Source organism: Enterocloster lavalensis (assembly GCF_046603895.1).
GTDB lineage: Bacteria > Bacillota > Clostridia > Lachnospirales > Lachnospiraceae > Enterocloster > Enterocloster lavalensis.
Map to the genome: position 1 here is coordinate 162,932 of NZ_CP176637.1, position 17,728 is coordinate 180,659.

Below are 17,728 nucleotides of genomic sequence, written 5' to 3' on the forward strand. Positions count from 1 at the left end.
CTCTGATCACAGCGGACGGGGCTGTCATGTTTCCGCCCCTGGCCGGTTTCAACGCCTCTCTCTACCCCCGCTGCTCTTTCCCTGCCATGCGGGGAAGAATAAATCCCAGCCCCACTAACAGAAACGGCGTAACGATATTGAGCACAAGCTGGAACGGGTCCTCCGAGTAGATGCCCGTAATGCAGGCAAACGCCGTGAATACAAAACACCAGACCCCGAAAAAGATCCCAAGACCTCTTCCCCGCACAAAGCGGTAGGCGGCCGGAAACCTGTCGCCCGCCCGTTTTAGGGCGATGTAGGCCACAAACACCCACAGATAACGCAGGGGCATGCACACGGAATTCACCTTGATCAGCCAGCGCACCAGCACGTCCACATTCTTGATGCCGAAGGCCGGGACAACGATCAGCACGGCCACGATGGCCATGACCAGCTTATGTCCATTAGTATACGCCCCATTCTCATTTTTCACAAACAGTTTTTCCGGGATATAGTCCCGGTCCGCGCTCTCAAGCAGCATCCGAAGGGGCGCGTCGATGGACAGCACCATGACGGAAAACTGGCCTACCAGGTTGGTCAGGGCGTAGACGATCACAAAGAAATTGCCCATATGGTAGTATTCCCCCAGCCGCTGGAACGCGTAGTAGGCCCCGTTGGTCATCAGATCCTGGGGAATATGGTTGGAATCGAACATCATACCCAGGGCGATGGTGCCCAAAATGGCGGTCAGCGCCACCATCACGGCCAACGCCACCATTCCCTTGGAGAAATCCCGGGACGGATCCTTCATTTTATTGACGTAGGGGGAAATCTTCTCGCAGCCGCCCACCGCAAATACCAGGATGGAGAGACCCATGAAAAATTTGGCGTCAAAGGTTGGCATAAAGGTCCTGACGGACCAGTCGATATCCAGAATCCCCTGGTCGGTGATAAAGGGCGCCCCCAGCATCATAACCACAAACAGCATGGACATGATAAACATGGCGGAACCGGCCAGGGTGGACAGCTGCTTGAGCATGTTCACGCCCTTGCCCGCCAGGTACATGGCGAAGAGGAAAATCACCAGGCAGACCAGCTGCAGCACCGTGGTGTTCATGTCGCTGGCCCGCTTGTCCTGAAACACGGCCCAGCTGGCCGCGATCACCGCAGCCGAGGGCTTCTGGGAAATGTAAGGCATGTGCACCACCCAGTAGGTCCAGCCCGCATAGTAGGCCATCCGCGGGCCGATGGTCTCGTGAATCCAGGAGCTGACGCCGCCCCCGGCATTTTTAAAAGCGCTGCCCAGCTCGCCCACCATCAGGGCGTAGGGCACAAAATAGATCGCAAATATCAGGATCCAGCTGACAATGGCCTTTAAGCCGCCGTACTCCGAGAAGCCGTTGATCACATTTCCGAATCCCCAGACTGTGGAAAAGGCCATGAAGGCCAGGCTGTACCACAGTATTTTCTTTTCACCGTTCTGCTGCTGCATATATCAAGTCTCCTTTGGTTCCAAAGTATGGTCTGTATGGAAACAGTTTACCCCGGATCAGGCCCATGATATACGCGCTGCGGCGAGCTTTCCGTTACATCCTGGGCTCCACCGGAACCCAAACCTCAAAATATCTGGTAAATACCTCATTTTCATGTATGCGCATCAGAAGCCTTCCCAGCGGCGGCTCCCACACCTCGTACCCCATGTCCCAGATGGGTTTCATCACCTGCTCATAAAAGCAGGCGGTGAATGTATTTCTTCCGTATGCCTTAAAAACTGTATACAGGCACTGTCTGGGAGGGCAGTATAACGCATTTTCGTTCACGATTAACGGCAGCTGTCTCACCTTCTTTGTGGAAACCGAGAACCCCCAGATGTATTCGATGTCATCCTGTTTTCGGGAAGCCAGCGAGTCCCCCGGAATCTGGAAGGTGGCCTTGACAAAGGGCATGTTGTCCAGCCACTGGGTGATGTCCGGCACTGCGCTTCCCCCCTTGGCCAAGGCCTTGAAATCGTTATTTTTCCGGTATGGATTGAAAAATACCCCCGGGCTTTTCTCCGGCTTGAAAACTCCCAGATAATCCTGATACCTGCCGATCCGCTCCTTTTCATGATGCACTTCGTCCAGGATATCCTGATAATGCTGAATCAGCTCCAAAAGACTTCGCTCCCGGTTAGCAAACCTCTGATTCAACGCCTGGAAATCGTCCCGGTTGATCATCTCCTCGATTTCCTGGTTGGTAAACTCAAAAGAACGCAGGTAGCGGCTGTCAAGCAAAAAATTCACATCCCACGCATCATAGTAGCGGTAATTGCTTTTACTGTCTTTGCTGGGCGTCACAAAGCCGCATGTCTCAAAATAATGTAACGTCTGTATGGGTATACCCAGCAGTTTGGATATGGTGCCGATCTTATATTTCTCCTCCATTGTTCCCCCTCGTTTCTCCAAAAAACTGCGGACTGCAAGTTTACCGGAATCTCCCAAAACCCGATAGCCGCTGTCGAGTTTGTCCGGCTGAATCTTCACGGTTTAGACTTAGTATACAATAGAATCCAGATTTTGTTAATAAAATCACATGGATTTTTGTTGAATTTTCAGTTCCCGCTATGGGTTGACTTAACAAAAACCATAGGGTTTATAATCCATTCATCAAATCAAGCAGGAGGACTTAAAATGAAAATCCAACAAATTTTTACACCTTTCGCCATCGGAAATTGTGAAATTCCTAACCGGCTCGTGGTGCCGGCCATGGTTGCCAACATGTGCCCGGACGGCGAGGCCACGGAGCAGTATATCCGCTATCACGAAGAGAAAGCCAAGGGCGGATGGGGATTAATTATAACCGAAGATTACCGGGTTAACGAGCATGCCGCCGGTTATCCGGCTGTGGCAGGGCTGTGGAAGGAGGAGCAGATTCCCAGCCACAGACGGCTCACCGATGCCATTCATCAGCACGGCGCCAAAATTTTCTGCCAGATTTACCACGCGGGCCGACAGGCCAACCGCCAGGTTAACGGCGGCATGCAGCCCGTTTCCTGTTCCCCGATCCCCTGTCCATGGAATAAGGAAATCCCACGGGAGCTGACAGTCAGTGAGATCCGGCAGCTGGTAAAGGATTTCGGCGTCACCGCTCTGAACGCGAAAAAAGCCGGTTTTGACGGAGTTGAGATCCATGCGGCTCACGGTTATCTGATTCATGAGTTTTTATCCCCCAACTGTAACCACAGGATCGATGAATACGGCGGAACCTATGACAACCGCATGCGTTTTTTGCGCGAAATTTTCAGTGAAATCCGCGGCCAGGTCGGAGCGGATTACCCGGTAATCATCCGTTTCTCCGCCCAGGAAAATTCTGAAGGAGGGCGCGGCATGTGTGAGAGCCGCCAGATGCTGCGGGATATGGAGGAAATGGGCGCGGATGCCATTCATTTATCCAACGGCATGTACGGCGTGCGCTCCTCCCTTGGCATCGTAGCTTCCTTTTTCCAGCATCACGGTTGGAACGCAGATTTTGCAGCCGAGGCAAAACGTTTCCTGAACATCCCCGTCATTACGGTTGGGCGGGTTTCCGATCCTTGTATGGCGGAGGACATCATTGCCTCAGGCAAAGCCGACTTCGTCGCCATGGGACGCGCCTCCCTTGCGGATCCCCACTGGCCGGAGAAAGCTGCAAACGGGCGCTGTAATGATATCCGCCAATGCATCGGATGTCTCCAGGGCTGCACCGCTTCCACCTACCAGGGCGTTCCCATTTATTGTATAGTCAACCCCGAACTCGGTCACGAATATGAGCTGGATTATTCCAAGGCGCCGGCCCTTAAGAAACTCTATATTGTGGGAGCTGGAATCGCAGGGATGGAAGCGGCAAGAGGGGCCGCCCTCAGAGGGCACCAGGTTGAACTGTTTGAGAAAAGAAACACCGTGGGCGGACAGTTCATTTCCGCCTCCTACCCTCCTTACAAAGGGGAATTTGCCACCTACACGGCCTGGCTTTACCGTGAGATGATGAAGCACGACAACATCCACCTGCACCTGAACACGGAGTTGACCGCTCAGATGGTCCGGGACGGAAAGCCGGATAAGGTTATCCTGGCCACCGGCGCAGCGCCGGTTATCCCCCAGGTTCCCGGAATCGAAAATGAAAACGTGGTCCTGGCGGAGGATGTTCTCCTCGGCAGATCCGACACGGGTATGAACGTCCTGGTGGCGGGGGGCGGAATGGTCGGTTCCGAGACAGCCGCTTACCTAGGAATGCAATGTAAATCCAAGGTAACGGTGATTGAGATGCGGGATGAAATCGCCCTTGACATGGAAGCCGGAATCCGGGACGACTTGAAGGACTGCCTGAACCGCTGTTACGTGGATATTTTGACCAAAACCAGCCTGGCCGGGGTTACGGCGGAGGGCGCTCTGTTAAAACAAGGTGACACCGTCACTCTGTTTCCGTGCGACACCGTTGTGCTGGCCATCGGCACCAGGGCCTTCTGCCCTCTGAAGGAGGAACTGGACGGCATCTGCGAGACGGTGATTGTGGGCGATGCGGTTCAGGCCAGACAGGCGATTCAGGCCTCACGCGAAGGCTTTAACGCCGGATACTACGCCTGAAAACGGCATTCAGAGAGGAGAAACATATGATAGGAAAACAGCATTTTGGCCAAATCATCAACTTTCTGATCAACGTCGCATTGGGCCTGGCCTTGACGGCTGTGGGGCTCTCCATGGCCGGAGCGATACAGCCCCTGGCGTTTGTCCAGAGCTTTGTGGTCAGCATGGCGGTGGGTTATACCATCTGCGATTTGATTCCGGCTCCCGCCTGGAGGAAAATGTTTACCAAATACCTGGGAATTAAGAATAAGCTGGGCTGCCATCTGATCTCCACGGCTGTCGGCGGACTTGTACTGATCACCTGCATCAGCTTCTTCTGCCAGTTCGTGGCAGTGGGAGGGTCCATACTGGCCGTCTGGCCCCGCGCGCTGCCTTATCTCCTGGCGGCCGGTTATCTGGTGCTTATTATCTTTATGCCGCTGTGTGAGCATTTCGCCGTAGTGTTGACATCTAAATAAGTTCTGATCCATCCAGAAAGAGCCGGACATGGTATGAATTGTCCGGCTCTTGTCATTTTTCTTGTCATTTCAAACATAGCGGGGCGCTGGCGCAGCCTGCGGACGCTTACGCGGCATTCACAATCAGTTTTGCCCCATAAATTCCGCCACCGCTTCCCCCAGCTTCATGCTGTTGGAGCCCTTAAAGAGAATGCAGTCCCCGTTTTTTGCCTCCCGCTTCAGCCACTCCTCCACCTGTTCCAGGTTATCGCAGAGCTGGAATGGGGATTGGCCGCCCGCCTCCCGGATACCCTGCCCAATGGCCGCGGCCAGCTCTCCGTAGAGAAGCACCTGGTCCACCGGATGTTCGGCGATATAGCGGCCGATCTCCCGGTGAAATTCCACGGTGTCCGGCCCAAGCTCCTTCATATCCGCCAGGACTGCAATCTTCCTGGCGCCGGGTTTCATGGAGGAAAGCACCTCCAAACCGGCCTTCATGGAGACCGGGCTGGCGTTATAGCTGTCGTCGATGATGGTCATGCCCTGAAACTCGTGGATCTGCTGCCTGCCTTTATAACCTCCGAACTCCCCCAGCTTCCTGGCAGCCGCCTCCATATCCACACCGTACTCTGCGGCCACGGCCAGCGCCGCCATGGCGTTGCCCACCATGTGGGTGCCCATGACCTGAAGCCGGGCGGGCGTGCGTTTCTCCCCATGGACCGCGGTGAACACCGGATAACCCTCGTCCAGCCGCACGTCTTCGGCCCGGTATTCGCACCCGTCGGACATGCCGTAGCGGATGGTACGCCGCCCTCCTTCGGCCTGAATGTCCGCCAGCAGCGGATCGTCCCCGTTGACAAAGAGGATTCCCTCCGGGTTCATGCCGTCCTGGATGTGCAGCTTCTCCCGCAGGATGTTCTCCTGGGAACCCAGCTGCTCAATGTGGGCGATGCCGATATTGGTCACCACCGCGCTGTCCACACAGGCCACCCGGGCGATCTTCTCCATCTCCCCCGGTTCGCTCATGCCCAGCTCGATCACCGCGATCCCGGCCTCCGACGGGATCGAGCTCATGGTAATGGGCACGCCCACCTGGCTGTTGGAATTACCCGGAGTCCGGTAAACCGCGTAGCCTGCGCTGAGGGCCGCGGCGATCATCTCCCGGGTGGTAGTCTTGCCCACGCTGCCTGTGATGCCCACCAGAGGGATGCGAATCCGGTCCCGGCAGTATTTTCCCAGTCTCTGGAGGGCCGCTTTGGTGTCTTCCACGGCGATCCAGGCGGCTTTCCTGGCCGCTGTCCCGTCGTTTCCGCGGCTCTCCCAGTCCGCAATGGCTTCCTCTACCTGGGCCGCGTCCCGATGGGCGCTGGTGAATACCGCCACCGCGCCGTTTCCGATGGCCTGGCAGATGAACCGGTGGGCGTCCACCTTCTCCCCCACAATGGGGACGAACAGGTCCAGCCCGCTCATATTTCTGGAATCCAGGCTGATGTTAGCCAGGGCCTGGTCCTCATTTCCGCAGAGAAGGCGGCCATTTGCCGCCTCCACAACCTGTTTTACCCGTATATGTTCCATGCTCAGGCCCTCTCTCCCAGTTTTTTTACCGTCTCCTCGATCACCTCGCGGTCCAGGAAATGATGGCGCACGCCGCAGATTTCCTGGTAATCCTCGTGTCCCTTTCCGATCACGGCGATCATGTCGCCGGGCAGGGCGTTCTTTATGCTGTACTCGATGGCCTGGCGGCGGTCCGGGATCTCCACGAAGGCCCCGCCGGTTTTCTCGATGCTGGAACGGATATCTGCGATGATGTCCTCCGGCTTCTCATAACGTGAATTGTCCGCCGTCAGAATACACAGATCCGCCATTCTCCCGCCGATCTCTCCCATGGAATACCGGCGGTCCTTGGAGCGGTTTCCGCCGCAGCCGAACACACAGACCAGGCGTTTGGGATGATAGTTGCGCAGGGTGGCAAGCAGGCTTTCCATGCTCACCGCGTTGTGGGCGTAATCCACCAGCACGGTACAGCGCCTGGAGGTGTGCACGATCTCCATACGGCCGTTGATTCGGATGTGCTCCAGGGCGTGGCTCATACGCTGTTTGTCCAGGCCCATGAAGCTGCACAGGCTCATGGCCGCCAGGGCGTTGTCCACGTTGAACAGGCCCGGGATGCCCAGGCGCACGTCCATGGACAGGCGGCCGGTCACGTCGAACTCCGTGCCCACGAAATTCTCCTCCGCAACGTAGCGGATATTCCGGGCCTCGAAATCTGCGGCTGCTCCGTCTTCCACCGCCACCCGGTAGGTATAGAGGCGGCAGGACGCATCCTTCACGATACCCTCATAGTGTTCATCCCCACGGTTTACCAGCCCCACCTTACACATGGTCATCAGCCGGGATTTGTAGTAGAGGTATTCCGCAAAATCCGCGTGCTCGTCAGGTCCGATGTGGTCCGGGGATATGTTGGTAAACAGGCCGTAATCAAAGAACAGGCCGTCGGTCCGGTGCATTTTGATGCCCTGGGAGGACACCTCCATGATCATGTACTCGCAGCCCGCCTCCACCATGTCCGCGAAGGCCTGATGGAGCTGGTAGGACTCGGGCGTGGTATTCAGGTTGGGCGTCACCCGGTTGCCGATCACGGTGCCGTTGGTGCCGATCATGCCCACCTTCTTCCCCGCCGCCTCCAGTATGGCTTTGATCATATGGGTGGTGGTGGTTTTCCCCTTTGTGCCGGTGACGCCCACGGTGATCATCTTTCTCGCAGGATAACCGAACCGGGCGGCTGAGAGCAGCGCCAGAGCCCGGCGGCCATCCTTTACCCTGAGCACCGTCACCTGGGGCGAAACGGCCTTCAGCAGCTCCTTAAGGGGGCGTTCGATCACAATGCCCCTGACCCCCGCCTCCTCCACCTGGGGAATAAACAGGTGGGAGTCCACGCGGGTTCCGGTCATGCACACGAACACGTCGCCCTCTTTTGCCTTTCTGGAGTCATAGGAGACGTCCGATACCTGTACCTCCAGGCTGCCCTGCAGCAGCTCGTAATCCAGTCCTTCCAGCCAATCGCTCAATACCATACGGAATGTCCTCTTTTCTTAGAAATCATCGGGGATTCGGCCAGTTCTAAAGCGGCCTGCGCTCCCCCGGGGCGCGTGTTGCGGGGGGATGACAGGGGTGAGCCACCCGTGGCAGGACGGCCGGTCAAACTTCCGGCGGCCCTTCCGTGGCGGGTCCGGGACGGCACACCCATGTCCGGATTAAAACAGCCCGGTAATCTTTCCGCTCTCGTCCACATCGATCCCCTCGGCCGCCGGTTTCTTGGGAAGCCCGGGCATGGTCATAATGGAGCCGGTGAGGGCCACCACAAAGCCTGCGCCCGCGGACACGTAGGCGTCGCGCACGTTGATCTTAAACCCGGTGGGCCTGCCCAGCTTGGTCTGGTCGTCGGACAGGGAATACTGGGTTTTGGCCATGCAGACCGGAAGGTTTCCGTAGCCCATCTCGGTGATGCGCTTTAACGCCTTCTCAGCCGCCGGCGCGTAGGTCACGCCGTCCGCGCCGTAAACCTCGGCGGCGATGGTGCCGATCTTCTCCTTCAGACTCATCTCGTCGGGATAGAGCACCTTAAAGTTGCTCTGCTTCTTCTCCAGGGTCTCGAGAACCTTCCCGGCCAGGGCGATTCCGCCCTCTCCGCCCTTGGCCCAGACCTCGCTGAGTGCGAAATCACAGCCCCTCTGCTCGCAGAAATGCTTAATATATTCATATTCCGCCTCCGTGTCGGAGGTGAAGGAATTTAAGGTCACGACCACCGGAACGCCGAACTTCTGGATGTTCTCGATGTGCTTCTCCAGGTTCACAATGCCCCGCTTTAAGGCGTCCAGGTTCTCGGTTGAGAGCTGGTCCTTGGGCACGCCGCCGTTGTATTTGAGGGCGCGCACCGTGGCCACCAGCACCACCGCGTCGGGCTTCAGCCCGGCCATGCGGCACTTGATGTCCAGGAACTTCTCAGCGCCCAGGTCCGCGCCGAAGCCCGCCTCGGTCACCACGATGTCCGCCAGCTTCAGCGCCGTGCGGGTGGCTCTGACGCTGTTGCAGCCGTGGGCGATATTGGCGAAGGGGCCGCCGTGTACCAGCACGCCGGTGTGCTCCAGGGTCTGAATCAGGTTGGGCTTTAACGCGTCCTTTAACAGGGCGGCCATGGAGCCCACCGCGCGTAAGTCCGCCGCGGTCACCGGCTCGCCGGCAAAGTTGTAAGCCACGATAATCCGGCCAAGGCGCTCCTTTAAGTCCTTCATATCCGCTGCCAGGCAGAGAATCGCCATGATCTCGGAGGCCACGGTGATCACAAAATGGTCCTCGCGCACCATTCCGTCCGCCTTTGCGCCAAGGCCGATGACCACGTTTCGCAGCGCACGGTCGTTCATGTCCTCACAGCGCTTCCACTGCACCTGGCGGGGATCGATGCCCAGGGCGTTGCCCTGCTGGATGTGATTGTCCAGCAGCGCCGCCAGCAGGTTGTTGGCGGAGGTGATGGCGTGGAAATCGCCGGTAAAGTGCAGATTTAAGTCCTCCATGGGAACCACCTGGGCGTACCCGCCCCCGGCCGCTCCGCCCTTGATGCCAAAGCACGGCCCTAAAGATGGCTCCCGCAGCGCGATAATTGCGCTCTTTTTCATCACACCGAACGCTTCTCCCAGACCCACGGTGGTGGTGGTCTTACCCTCGCCCGCCGGGGTGGGGTTGATGGCGGTCACCAGCACCAGTTTTCCGTCCGGGCGGTCCTTCACCTGCTCCCACAGATCGTCTGTGAGCTTGGCCTTGTACTTGCCGTAGAGCTCCAGATCGTCCTCCCCGATTCCATAGGACTTAGCCACCTCTTTGATGGGAAGCATCCGCGCCTCCTGTGCGATCTCAATATCTGACTTCATGCCGCTTTTCCTCCTTAATGTTAGTGTTGACCATGGATTGATCCGTGAACATCATCTATCTGCCCTGCTCCAGGAATTCCTGGAACTGTTCAGGACTCATCAATACTTTTCTGGGCTTGGTGCCTTCCTCCTCGCCCACCACGCCGGCCTCGGCCAGCTGGTCCATGATGCGGGCCGCCCGGTTAAAGCCGATCTTGAACATGCGCTGCAGCATGCCGATGGAAGCCTTGTCCTTGTCGATGATCAGCTGTCCGGCCTGGACGAAATACTCATCCCGCCCGTCGTCCGCCTTGCTCCCGGCGCTCTCCGCCGCAGGGGAGGCGATCCGGTTCTCCACCTCCGGGCTGTACTGGGCCGTCAGACCCTGCTCGGTGAGGAATTCCACCACCCGGCCCACCTCCTCGTCGGACACGAAAGCGCCCTGCACACGCTGAGGTTTGGGGAAGCCCGCCGGGTAAAAGAGCATGTCGCCCTTGCCCAGAAGCTTCTCGGCTCCGTTCATATCGATAATGGTCCTGGAGTCCACCCCCGAGGACACGGAAAATGCGATTCGCGACGGCACGTTGGCCTTGATCAGGCCGGTGATCACGTTCACCGACGGGCGCTGGGTTGCGATCACCAGATGGATTCCCGCAGCTCTTGCCAGCTGGGCCAGACGGCAGATGGACTCCTCCACCTCGCCGGGGGCCACCATCATCAGGTCCGCCAGCTCGTCGATGATAATCACGATCTGGGGAAGCTTGGTCGGCTTGTTGTCGCTCTCCACGTCCTTCAGCTTCTCCACCCGGTCGTTGTAGCCCTTCAGATCCCGGACATTGCAGGAGGCGAACTTCTTGTAGCGGTCCTCCATCTCAGCCACGGCCCAGTTTAACGCGCCGGAAGCCTTTTTCGGGTCCGTAACCACCGGGATCAGCAGATGGGGGATGCCGTTGTAGACGCTGAGCTCCACCACCTTGGGGTCCACCATGATCAGTTTCACGTCCTCAGGTTTGGACTTGAAGATAATACTCATGATCAGCGTGTTGATACACACGGATTTACCGGAGCCGGTGGCGCCCGCGATCAAAAGGTGGGGCATCTTGCCGATGTCCGTCACCACCACCTGGCCGCCGATGTCCTTACCCACCGCAAAGGCCAGACGGGACTTGTGGTTCTGGAAATTGTCGGACTCCAGCAGTTCCCGCAGATAAACCACGTTGTTTTCCTTGTTCGGCACCTCGATGCCCACGGCGGATTTGCCGGGGATGGGGGCCTCGATGCGGATGTCCGCGGCTGCCAGGTTCAGCTTGATGTCGTCGGTCAGACCCACGATCTTGCTGACCTTCACGCCCTGCTCAGGCAGCAGCTCGTAGCGGGTCACCGCCGGTCCGCAGCTGATATTGGTCACGGTCACGCCCACGCCGAAGTTGCGCAGGGTCTGCTGCAGTTTGATGGCTGTGGCCTTGTATTCGTTCTGGGAAAATGCGCCTGCATTGCGGTTCCCGCGCTTTAACAGGGTGGTGGGCGGGAAAATGTACTCCTTTTTCACCACCTCTTCCTCCTTGCGGATCTCCTCGGCCACCTCCACGCTCTCGCTGGCCGTAGCCGCGGCCTGTCGCTTCTTCTCAAGCTTTTTCTGCAACAGCTCGGTTTCGGTCTCAATCACCTTGCCGCCTGCCGTCACCACCCGCTTGGGCTCCTCCGGCACAAAGATGCTGTCGTAATTTACGCCCTGCTCCGAATGATCCTGGCTGTAGTCGTCCTCCTGAACCGAGAGCATCCCGGCCCCGGATCCAGCCGTCTCCCAGGGAGCGGTATCCTCGTAAACCGTGTTTTCCTCCCGGCCGCCTGTTTTTGCCGCATATGGCGTTTTCTCCGGACCGGATGTTCCCTCCGCGCCGGACAGGCCTTCCGCGTAAGCCGTTCCCGCAACGCCGGACAGGCCCTCCGCGTAAGACGTTTCCCCCGCATAAGACACGCCCTTAACGCCGGACAGGTCCTCCTCACCGGACAAGCCCTCCCCATAAAGTTTTTCCTGCCTGCCCACAGGAACATCCAGGCTCACCCGGACCACCGGCTCCTCAAAGGGAGGAATATCCTCCTCGAAAGGCGCTTCCTCCGAGATATCCTGCAGGAAATCCGGCCTGGCCCCAGGTTCCGCTTCCGCGGTCCTCATCCCCGGCTCTCTGTAGCCGTCCTCCACAAACTCCATCTCTCCCAGGGTTCTGTGGTCTCTGGGAAGCCGGATCGTCTCCTCTCCGTCCTCCCTATGTAACAGATACGCGTCCGCTGGCTCCCTGGCCGGGGTGGCCGTCCGCTCCCTGCCGGTTCCCTTCACCGGGGCAGCGGGCTTCTGGTGGCGTTCGATAGAATCCGCCAGCACGGCCACATCGTCGGTCTCATAGGGCAGCTCCTGCTCTCCGCCCTGATACTCCGGCGGCAGATTGATCTGCCCCCGGAACACATCCGCGGCGGCCGCAGCCGGAGCCGCGCCCCCCTGGGCCGATTCGTATCCAATGTTCTCCGGTTCCTCATCTTCCATAATATCCGGCAGATCCCTGGGATCAGTGAGCCTGGTGGCCTCTAAATTGACGCCGCGCACCATCTGCTCCTCCCGCTCCTGCCTGCGCTCCTCCTGCCGTCTGGCGTGGTTTTCGCGCCTGCGCTCCATATCTTCCCTGGCATAGTGGTACGCCTTGTCCCCGCCGGACCGGACCACGGAAACAAAGGATTTCTCCGTGATGCAGACCGCGCAGATAATCAATACCACAAAGAGCACCAGGTAGGCTCCGGCCCGTCCCAGCGCCACGGTCAGCAAGGAGGCCAGCACGCCGCCCAGCCATCCGCCGCCCCGGCCTGTGTCCGCGGACTGCTTGTAATACTCCATCCACTTGGCGCCGTCGGGCGTGGAGCCGAACATAAGCTGCAGCAGGCCGCAGACCGTGATCACGGCCAGGATCACCGCGCCCAGCTTCAGCGCCGCATGGATATTTCCCTCATTCGACATGTGAAAGCATGTCCCCACAAACAACAGAATGGGCACCAGAAAGCCCACCATGCCAAAAACTCCCAGCTGCGCCCGGCGCAGGGCTTCGCCCACCACGCCGCAGAGCCGGAAATTGCTGAGAAACAACAGCACTGCAACAGCAAAAGAGCAGATGACGACCACTTCTGCTCTCAAAAATCCCATATCCTGTTCTGTATTCGCTGACTTTCCCTGGCTTCTCTTCGCCCCGGAACCGCCCTTCCTGGACGTTCCCGCACCTCTTGTGCTTTTCCCTGTATTCTTTGGTGTGCTCTGCCTTTTACGATTTGAATCAGCCACGAAATCAGCCTCCCGTCATTCTATACACGTCTCCGGGCATAAGCCCAGTTAGTATATAGTATACAAAAAAATCCGGGGAAATGCAACGCCAAGGCATTTAATTTTTCGCGTCGATCATCTGATAGAGTTTGTGCAGCGCTTCCTTGATGCCCCCTACCTCGTCGATCAGCCCGGCTTCCACGGCCTCTTTTCCCACCAGAACGGTGCCCAGATCGCGGGTGAGCATCTCGGTGTTGTGCATGAGTTCCTTCAGCTGATCGTAGGCGATGCGGGCGTGGCTCTCCACGAAATTCAGAATCCGGTCCTCGATCATGGCAAAATACTCATACGTCTGGGAACTGCCGATCACCATGCCGGACATGCGCACGGGATGAATCATCATGGTTCCCGAGGGCACAATAAAGGAGTAGTTGGTGGAGACCGCCAGGGGCACGCCGATGGAATGGCTTCCGCCCAGCACCAGGGAGACCGTGGGCATGGACAGTGAGGCGATCATCTCCGCGATGGCCAGACCCGCGTCCACATCCCCGCCGGAGGTGTTGAGCAGCACCAAAAGGCCGTCCACGGTGTCGTCGTCCTCAATCTGGGCCAGCTGGGGCAGCACGTGGTCGTATTTGGTGGCTTTGCTGTTGCCGGACAGGTTCTCGTGGCCCTCCACCTCGCCGATGATGGTGATCAGATGGATTTTCCGATGCCTCCTGTTTTCTTCCAGGGTCATCTGGCCGTACTCCTCCAACTTCTGATCTTCCTTGGCCTCGATGTCCTTCTCGTTTATCTTCTCCTGTGTATTGTCCTGTCCGCCGTTGTTGTCCACAACCGCGTTTTTCTTTTTATTTTTGCTCTTATCCTGCGCCATGGCCTTATCTTCCTTTCCTCGTTCTGCCGCCTCAGACCGTTTTAAGGGTCTGCGGCTGTTCAGGGAATAGTCTGCGCCGGGCGCGGGAAAATATGCATGGCGGCGTTGTGGGCTGCGCAGGACATTTTAAGGCCCGCTTCCCGGAAACGGCGCTTAAAACGGGGCTGCAGCCTGAATTTCATAAATTCGGCAGCAGCCCCGGTATGATCAAAATGAAGGTTAAATGGAACCTACTATTTGAATAGCTCCACAAACGTCTGGGTGCGGCCGTCCACCAGTCCGCGGTCGCTGATGCAGAGAATAGGCGCCGCCAGCAGAGAGCTGATGGCGATCCGCATCATCATCTTATCACTCTTGCAGACCTGTCCCACCGCCTTCTCCAGAGCGCTGATCTGCTCCATCAGCTCATGGCAGGGAAGCTGGGACATCAGTCCGGCCACCGGAAGCGGAAGCCCGGCCAGCACCTGGCCGTCCAGCACCGCGCACATTCCACCGCCCACCTCCTGAAGATAGTTGGCAGCAATAAGGGCATCTTCCGGATTTTTGTAGGCCACGGTAAAATTGTGGCTGTCGTGGGAGACCGTGGAAGCCACCGCGCCGCGCTCCAGGCCGAAGTTTTGAAATACACAGATCGTCCGGTCCTGGGCGCCGTGCCGGTTGCAGACGCTTAAAAAGCAAAGCTCCTCCCGGCCCGTGAGATCGATTCTCCCATTCTTCACCGGCAGCCTCTCGTACAGCGGCTCAGACAGAGCCCGGCCCGCCTCGTTGCAGGGAACGATGCATACCAGGCTGTCCGGCCCCGGAGGCGCCAGATAGAAATCCTCCTCCCCCCGCAGCCAGGACAGCTGCACCGTGTTGGGGAATGGGATTTTTTCCGCGCCGGACGGTCCTGCGCACAGTCTGCCGTCCTCACACATCAGTTTTCCGCCCACAAAGACGGCGAAAGGATTGCGTCCATCCAGCTCCTCCACCAGCTGCAGGTCCGCGGCATAACCGGGAGCCACGGCGCCCAGATCCGCCATCCCAGCCTCCCTGGCCGCGTTGTACGTGCCCCAGCGTATGGCGTCCATCGGGTCCACGCCCAGCTCGATCAGTTTTTTCATAATGCGGTTGATATGGCCCGTCTCCAGCAGATCCTTGGCGTGAACATCGTCGGTGCAAAGGGAAACATTATCATGGTAACGGTGGCCCCGCAGCCCCTGCAGCATCTCCGGCAGGCTCCCGCTGGAAAGCGAGCTGGCCTGCAGGTTCACGTGAAGTCCGGCCCGCAGGTTTTCGCAGCACTCCCTGGCGGTCCGCCCGGAATGATTGTCCGTGGGACCTCCCAGGATATAGGCGGCCAGCTCCTTTCCGTAGACCCGTGGCGCATGTCCCTGGATCAGAACGTCCCGCCGCAGTCCCTCCGCGAGAATGCCGTGCATGCGCTGCGCATCATTGACCACGCTCAACACATCCATCACCTCCGCGATGCCCACAACTCCCTCCCGGTCCAGGAGCATCGCAATCTCCTCCGGGCCGAAACTGGCGCCGGAGCCTTCCAACCCGGGTACGGAGGGCACGCAGGATGAGGCCAGGTTAAACTGACGCACAGGCGACCGCCTGGCGTCCTCCAGCATATACTCCACGCCGGAAATCCCCATGACGTTGGCGATCTCGTGGGGGTCCACGAAAACCGCGGTGGTTCCGCAAAGCACCGCCGCCCTTCCGAATTCCCCGGGGGTGAGCATGGTGCTCTCCACATGCATATGGATGTCGATAAAGCCGGGCATCAGGTATGCGCCGCGGCCGTCATAAACCGTTCCTGACGGCACGGCCGTCATCTCCCCCTCCCGCACGCGCACGATCACGCCGTCCAGCACGTCCACTTCGGCGGGATAGATTTCCCCGGTGATCACATTGACCAGACGGATATTTTGAATGGTCAGATCACAGGGAATCCGCTGCATCGCCGCCGCTATCAGTCTGCTGCGGTCCGGATTTTGAATTGCTCTCAAACGATTACCTCCTTTCATCTTCCGTGTCTGGCGTTAAATGAAGAACTGCAGGCAGGTCAACAGCGCCAGCACAATGGTAAACAGAGATGGCAGCGTTTCCTTGCTCCGCTCATCCGTGAACGTGTAGTACATAATGTTTACGATGCAGTAGGTGACTAACCCGATGGCGATGCCCTTTGGGGTTCCGCCGAACAGGCTTCCGATCATCAAAATCGCCACCGGCGTCCACTTCAGCGGATCGAAATCCACTGATTTGAGTCCGTTCATCATGGAAATTCCAATCAAAATCAGCGCCGGGGATGTTGCGGCCGTGGGGATCATGAGAAACAGCGGGGCGAAAAATACCGCCGCGATAAACAGCAGGCCCGTCACCACGGAGGCCAGGCCGGTGCGTCCGCCCACCTCCACGCCGGTGGCGCTCTCCACATACGTGGTGACCACGGAAAGGCCCATGACGGCCCCTGTAATCGTTCCCATGGAGTCCACCAGGAAGACCTTTCCAATCAGTGGGAAATTGCCGTTCTCATCCATCATTCCCGCCTTGTTCGCCAATCCCAGGGCCGTGCCCAGAGTGGAAAAGAAATCGCTGATAAAAAATGCCAGCATGAAGGCGATGTACTCCGGCCGCAGGGCCCCCAGCACGTCCGCCTTGAAGGCCACGTTGCCCAGGGATGAGAGCGCGCCTTTGGTAAAAATGCTTTCCGGGAATTTCACAACGCCCATGATCAGGCCCAGGACCGTGGTAATGATGATCCCCAGCAGAATGGCGCCGCGGATCTTGTAGGTGCGCCCTTTGATGGTAAAACGGGCGTAGTTGAGAACCAGACAGATGATAAGGCCGATGCCGGCCAGCGCTACGGAGGGCTGGGAAAAATCCCCCAGACCTTTAAAATTCTCCGCCACCAGCTTGGCGTTGACCAGGGCCGTGCGGATGATGAACAGGCCCAGGCCCGCGCTGATGCCGATCTTAATGTCCTTGGGAATCAGCTTCACGATCAGCTCCCGCACCCCGAAAATACTCAGCAGCAGGAAAACGGTGCCGGAGATGAAAACCATTCCCAGGCCTACCTGCCAGGATGCGATGCCGGCGAGAACAATCGAATTGGCGAGAACCGCATTGGACCCCATGCCGGGGGCCAGCGCGAAGGGCATGTTGGAAACCAGGCCCATGACAATGGTGACCAGGCCGGACACAAGGGCGGTGGCCAGCAGCACGCCCACCGCGTCCATGCCGGCTTCACCCATGTATTTCGGCTGAATGATGAGGATATAGGCCATGGTGGCAAATGTGGTGGCGCCCGCAATCACCTCAGTGCGGACGGTGGAGCCTCTTTTTTGAATCTGAAAATATTCCAGCACGTTGCTCACAGTTTGCATCTCCTTTCTTTTTCCGGGCACCTCCCGCGCTGTGCGGTTCAGACCAGGCTTGTGCCGCCGTATTCTGTATACCGGGTGTCCGTCCTCTCCCCTCCTCTCCCGTTCCACCGCAGGAACAGCGTATCTTATAATTTTATTATATGGGACAGGCATAGCCCGATGCAATAGGCGCACAAAATATAATGCCCAAACCCCCTGCTAATTGCAAAAAAAAGCGCCAATGCATGGGGCTTTTGGGGATTTCTCCCAAGCCAC

At 58.2% G+C, this 17,728-nt stretch carries 11 protein-coding genes; 2 read left to right on the forward strand and 9 right to left on the reverse strand.

The genetic code is table 11. The features are described from left to right. Positions 1-61: 61 nt before the first annotated feature. Positions 62-1,471, reverse strand: a complete 1,410-nt coding sequence (locus tag ACK2JC_RS00815) for an APC family permease (protein ID WP_320936464.1) — start codon at positions 1,469-1,471, stop codon at positions 62-64. 94 nt (positions 1,472-1,565) lie between these two features. Then, positions 1,566-2,402 (reverse strand): MerR family transcriptional regulator, encoded by an 837-nt coding sequence (locus ACK2JC_RS00820; RefSeq protein WP_320936465.1) that lies wholly within the window; start codon positions 2,400-2,402, stop codon positions 1,566-1,568. Between the two features lie 246 nt (positions 2,403-2,648). Between ACK2JC_RS00820 and ACK2JC_RS00825 the strand changes: the two genes are divergently transcribed. Both ACK2JC_RS00825 and ACK2JC_RS00830 read left to right on the forward strand, forming a co-directional pair. Continuing rightward, on the forward strand, positions 2,649-4,580 hold the full coding sequence (locus ACK2JC_RS00825) for an FAD-dependent oxidoreductase (protein ID WP_368270978.1): 1,932 nt from the start codon (positions 2,649-2,651) through the stop codon (positions 4,578-4,580). Positions 4,581-4,606: 26 nt separating this feature from the next. After that, positions 4,607-5,038: a hypothetical protein gene (locus ACK2JC_RS00830; protein ID WP_320936467.1), complete on the forward strand. Its 432-nt coding sequence runs from the start codon at positions 4,607-4,609 to the stop codon at positions 5,036-5,038. Between the two features lie 123 nt (positions 5,039-5,161). Here the strand turns inward: ACK2JC_RS00830 and ACK2JC_RS00835 are convergent, their stop codons facing one another. The 7 genes from ACK2JC_RS00835 to ACK2JC_RS00865 all read right to left on the reverse strand — a co-directional run bounded on the left by ACK2JC_RS00835 (position 5,162) and on the right by ACK2JC_RS00865 (position 17,473). Continuing rightward, complete coding sequence (locus ACK2JC_RS00835) at positions 5,162-6,592, reverse strand: UDP-N-acetylmuramoyl-tripeptide--D-alanyl-D-alanine ligase (RefSeq protein WP_320936468.1); 1,431 nt, start codon at positions 6,590-6,592, stop codon at positions 5,162-5,164. Positions 6,593-6,594: 2 nt separating this feature from the next. Continuing rightward, positions 6,595-8,091, reverse strand: a complete 1,497-nt coding sequence (locus ACK2JC_RS00840) for a UDP-N-acetylmuramoyl-L-alanyl-D-glutamate--2,6-diaminopimelate ligase (RefSeq protein ID WP_368270979.1) — start codon at positions 8,089-8,091, stop codon at positions 6,595-6,597. A 180-nt stretch (positions 8,092-8,271) separates the two neighbouring features. Beyond that, on the reverse strand, positions 8,272-9,942 hold the full coding sequence (locus tag ACK2JC_RS00845; RefSeq protein WP_320936470.1) for a formate--tetrahydrofolate ligase: 1,671 nt from the start codon (positions 9,940-9,942) through the stop codon (positions 8,272-8,274). A 55-nt stretch (positions 9,943-9,997) separates the two neighbouring features. Then, entirely contained in the window at positions 9,998-13,111 is a 3,114-nt protein-coding gene (locus ACK2JC_RS00850) for an FtsK/SpoIIIE family DNA translocase (protein ID WP_320936495.1), read from the reverse strand. A gap of 232 nt (positions 13,112-13,343) precedes the next feature. After that, positions 13,344-14,102, reverse strand: a complete 759-nt coding sequence (locus tag ACK2JC_RS00855) for a ClpP family protease (RefSeq protein ID WP_092360428.1) — start codon at positions 14,100-14,102, stop codon at positions 13,344-13,346. Between the two features lie 233 nt (positions 14,103-14,335). Next, positions 14,336-16,096 carry an adenine deaminase gene (locus ACK2JC_RS00860; RefSeq protein ID WP_411338333.1) on the reverse strand — a complete coding sequence of 587 codons (1,761 nt, stop codon included), beginning with the start codon at positions 16,094-16,096 and terminating at the stop codon, positions 14,336-14,338. Between the two features lie 33 nt (positions 16,097-16,129). Beyond that, entirely contained in the window at positions 16,130-17,473 is a 1,344-nt protein-coding gene (locus ACK2JC_RS00865; RefSeq protein ID WP_092360426.1) for an NCS2 family permease, read from the reverse strand. Positions 17,474-17,728 lie beyond the last annotated feature (255 nt).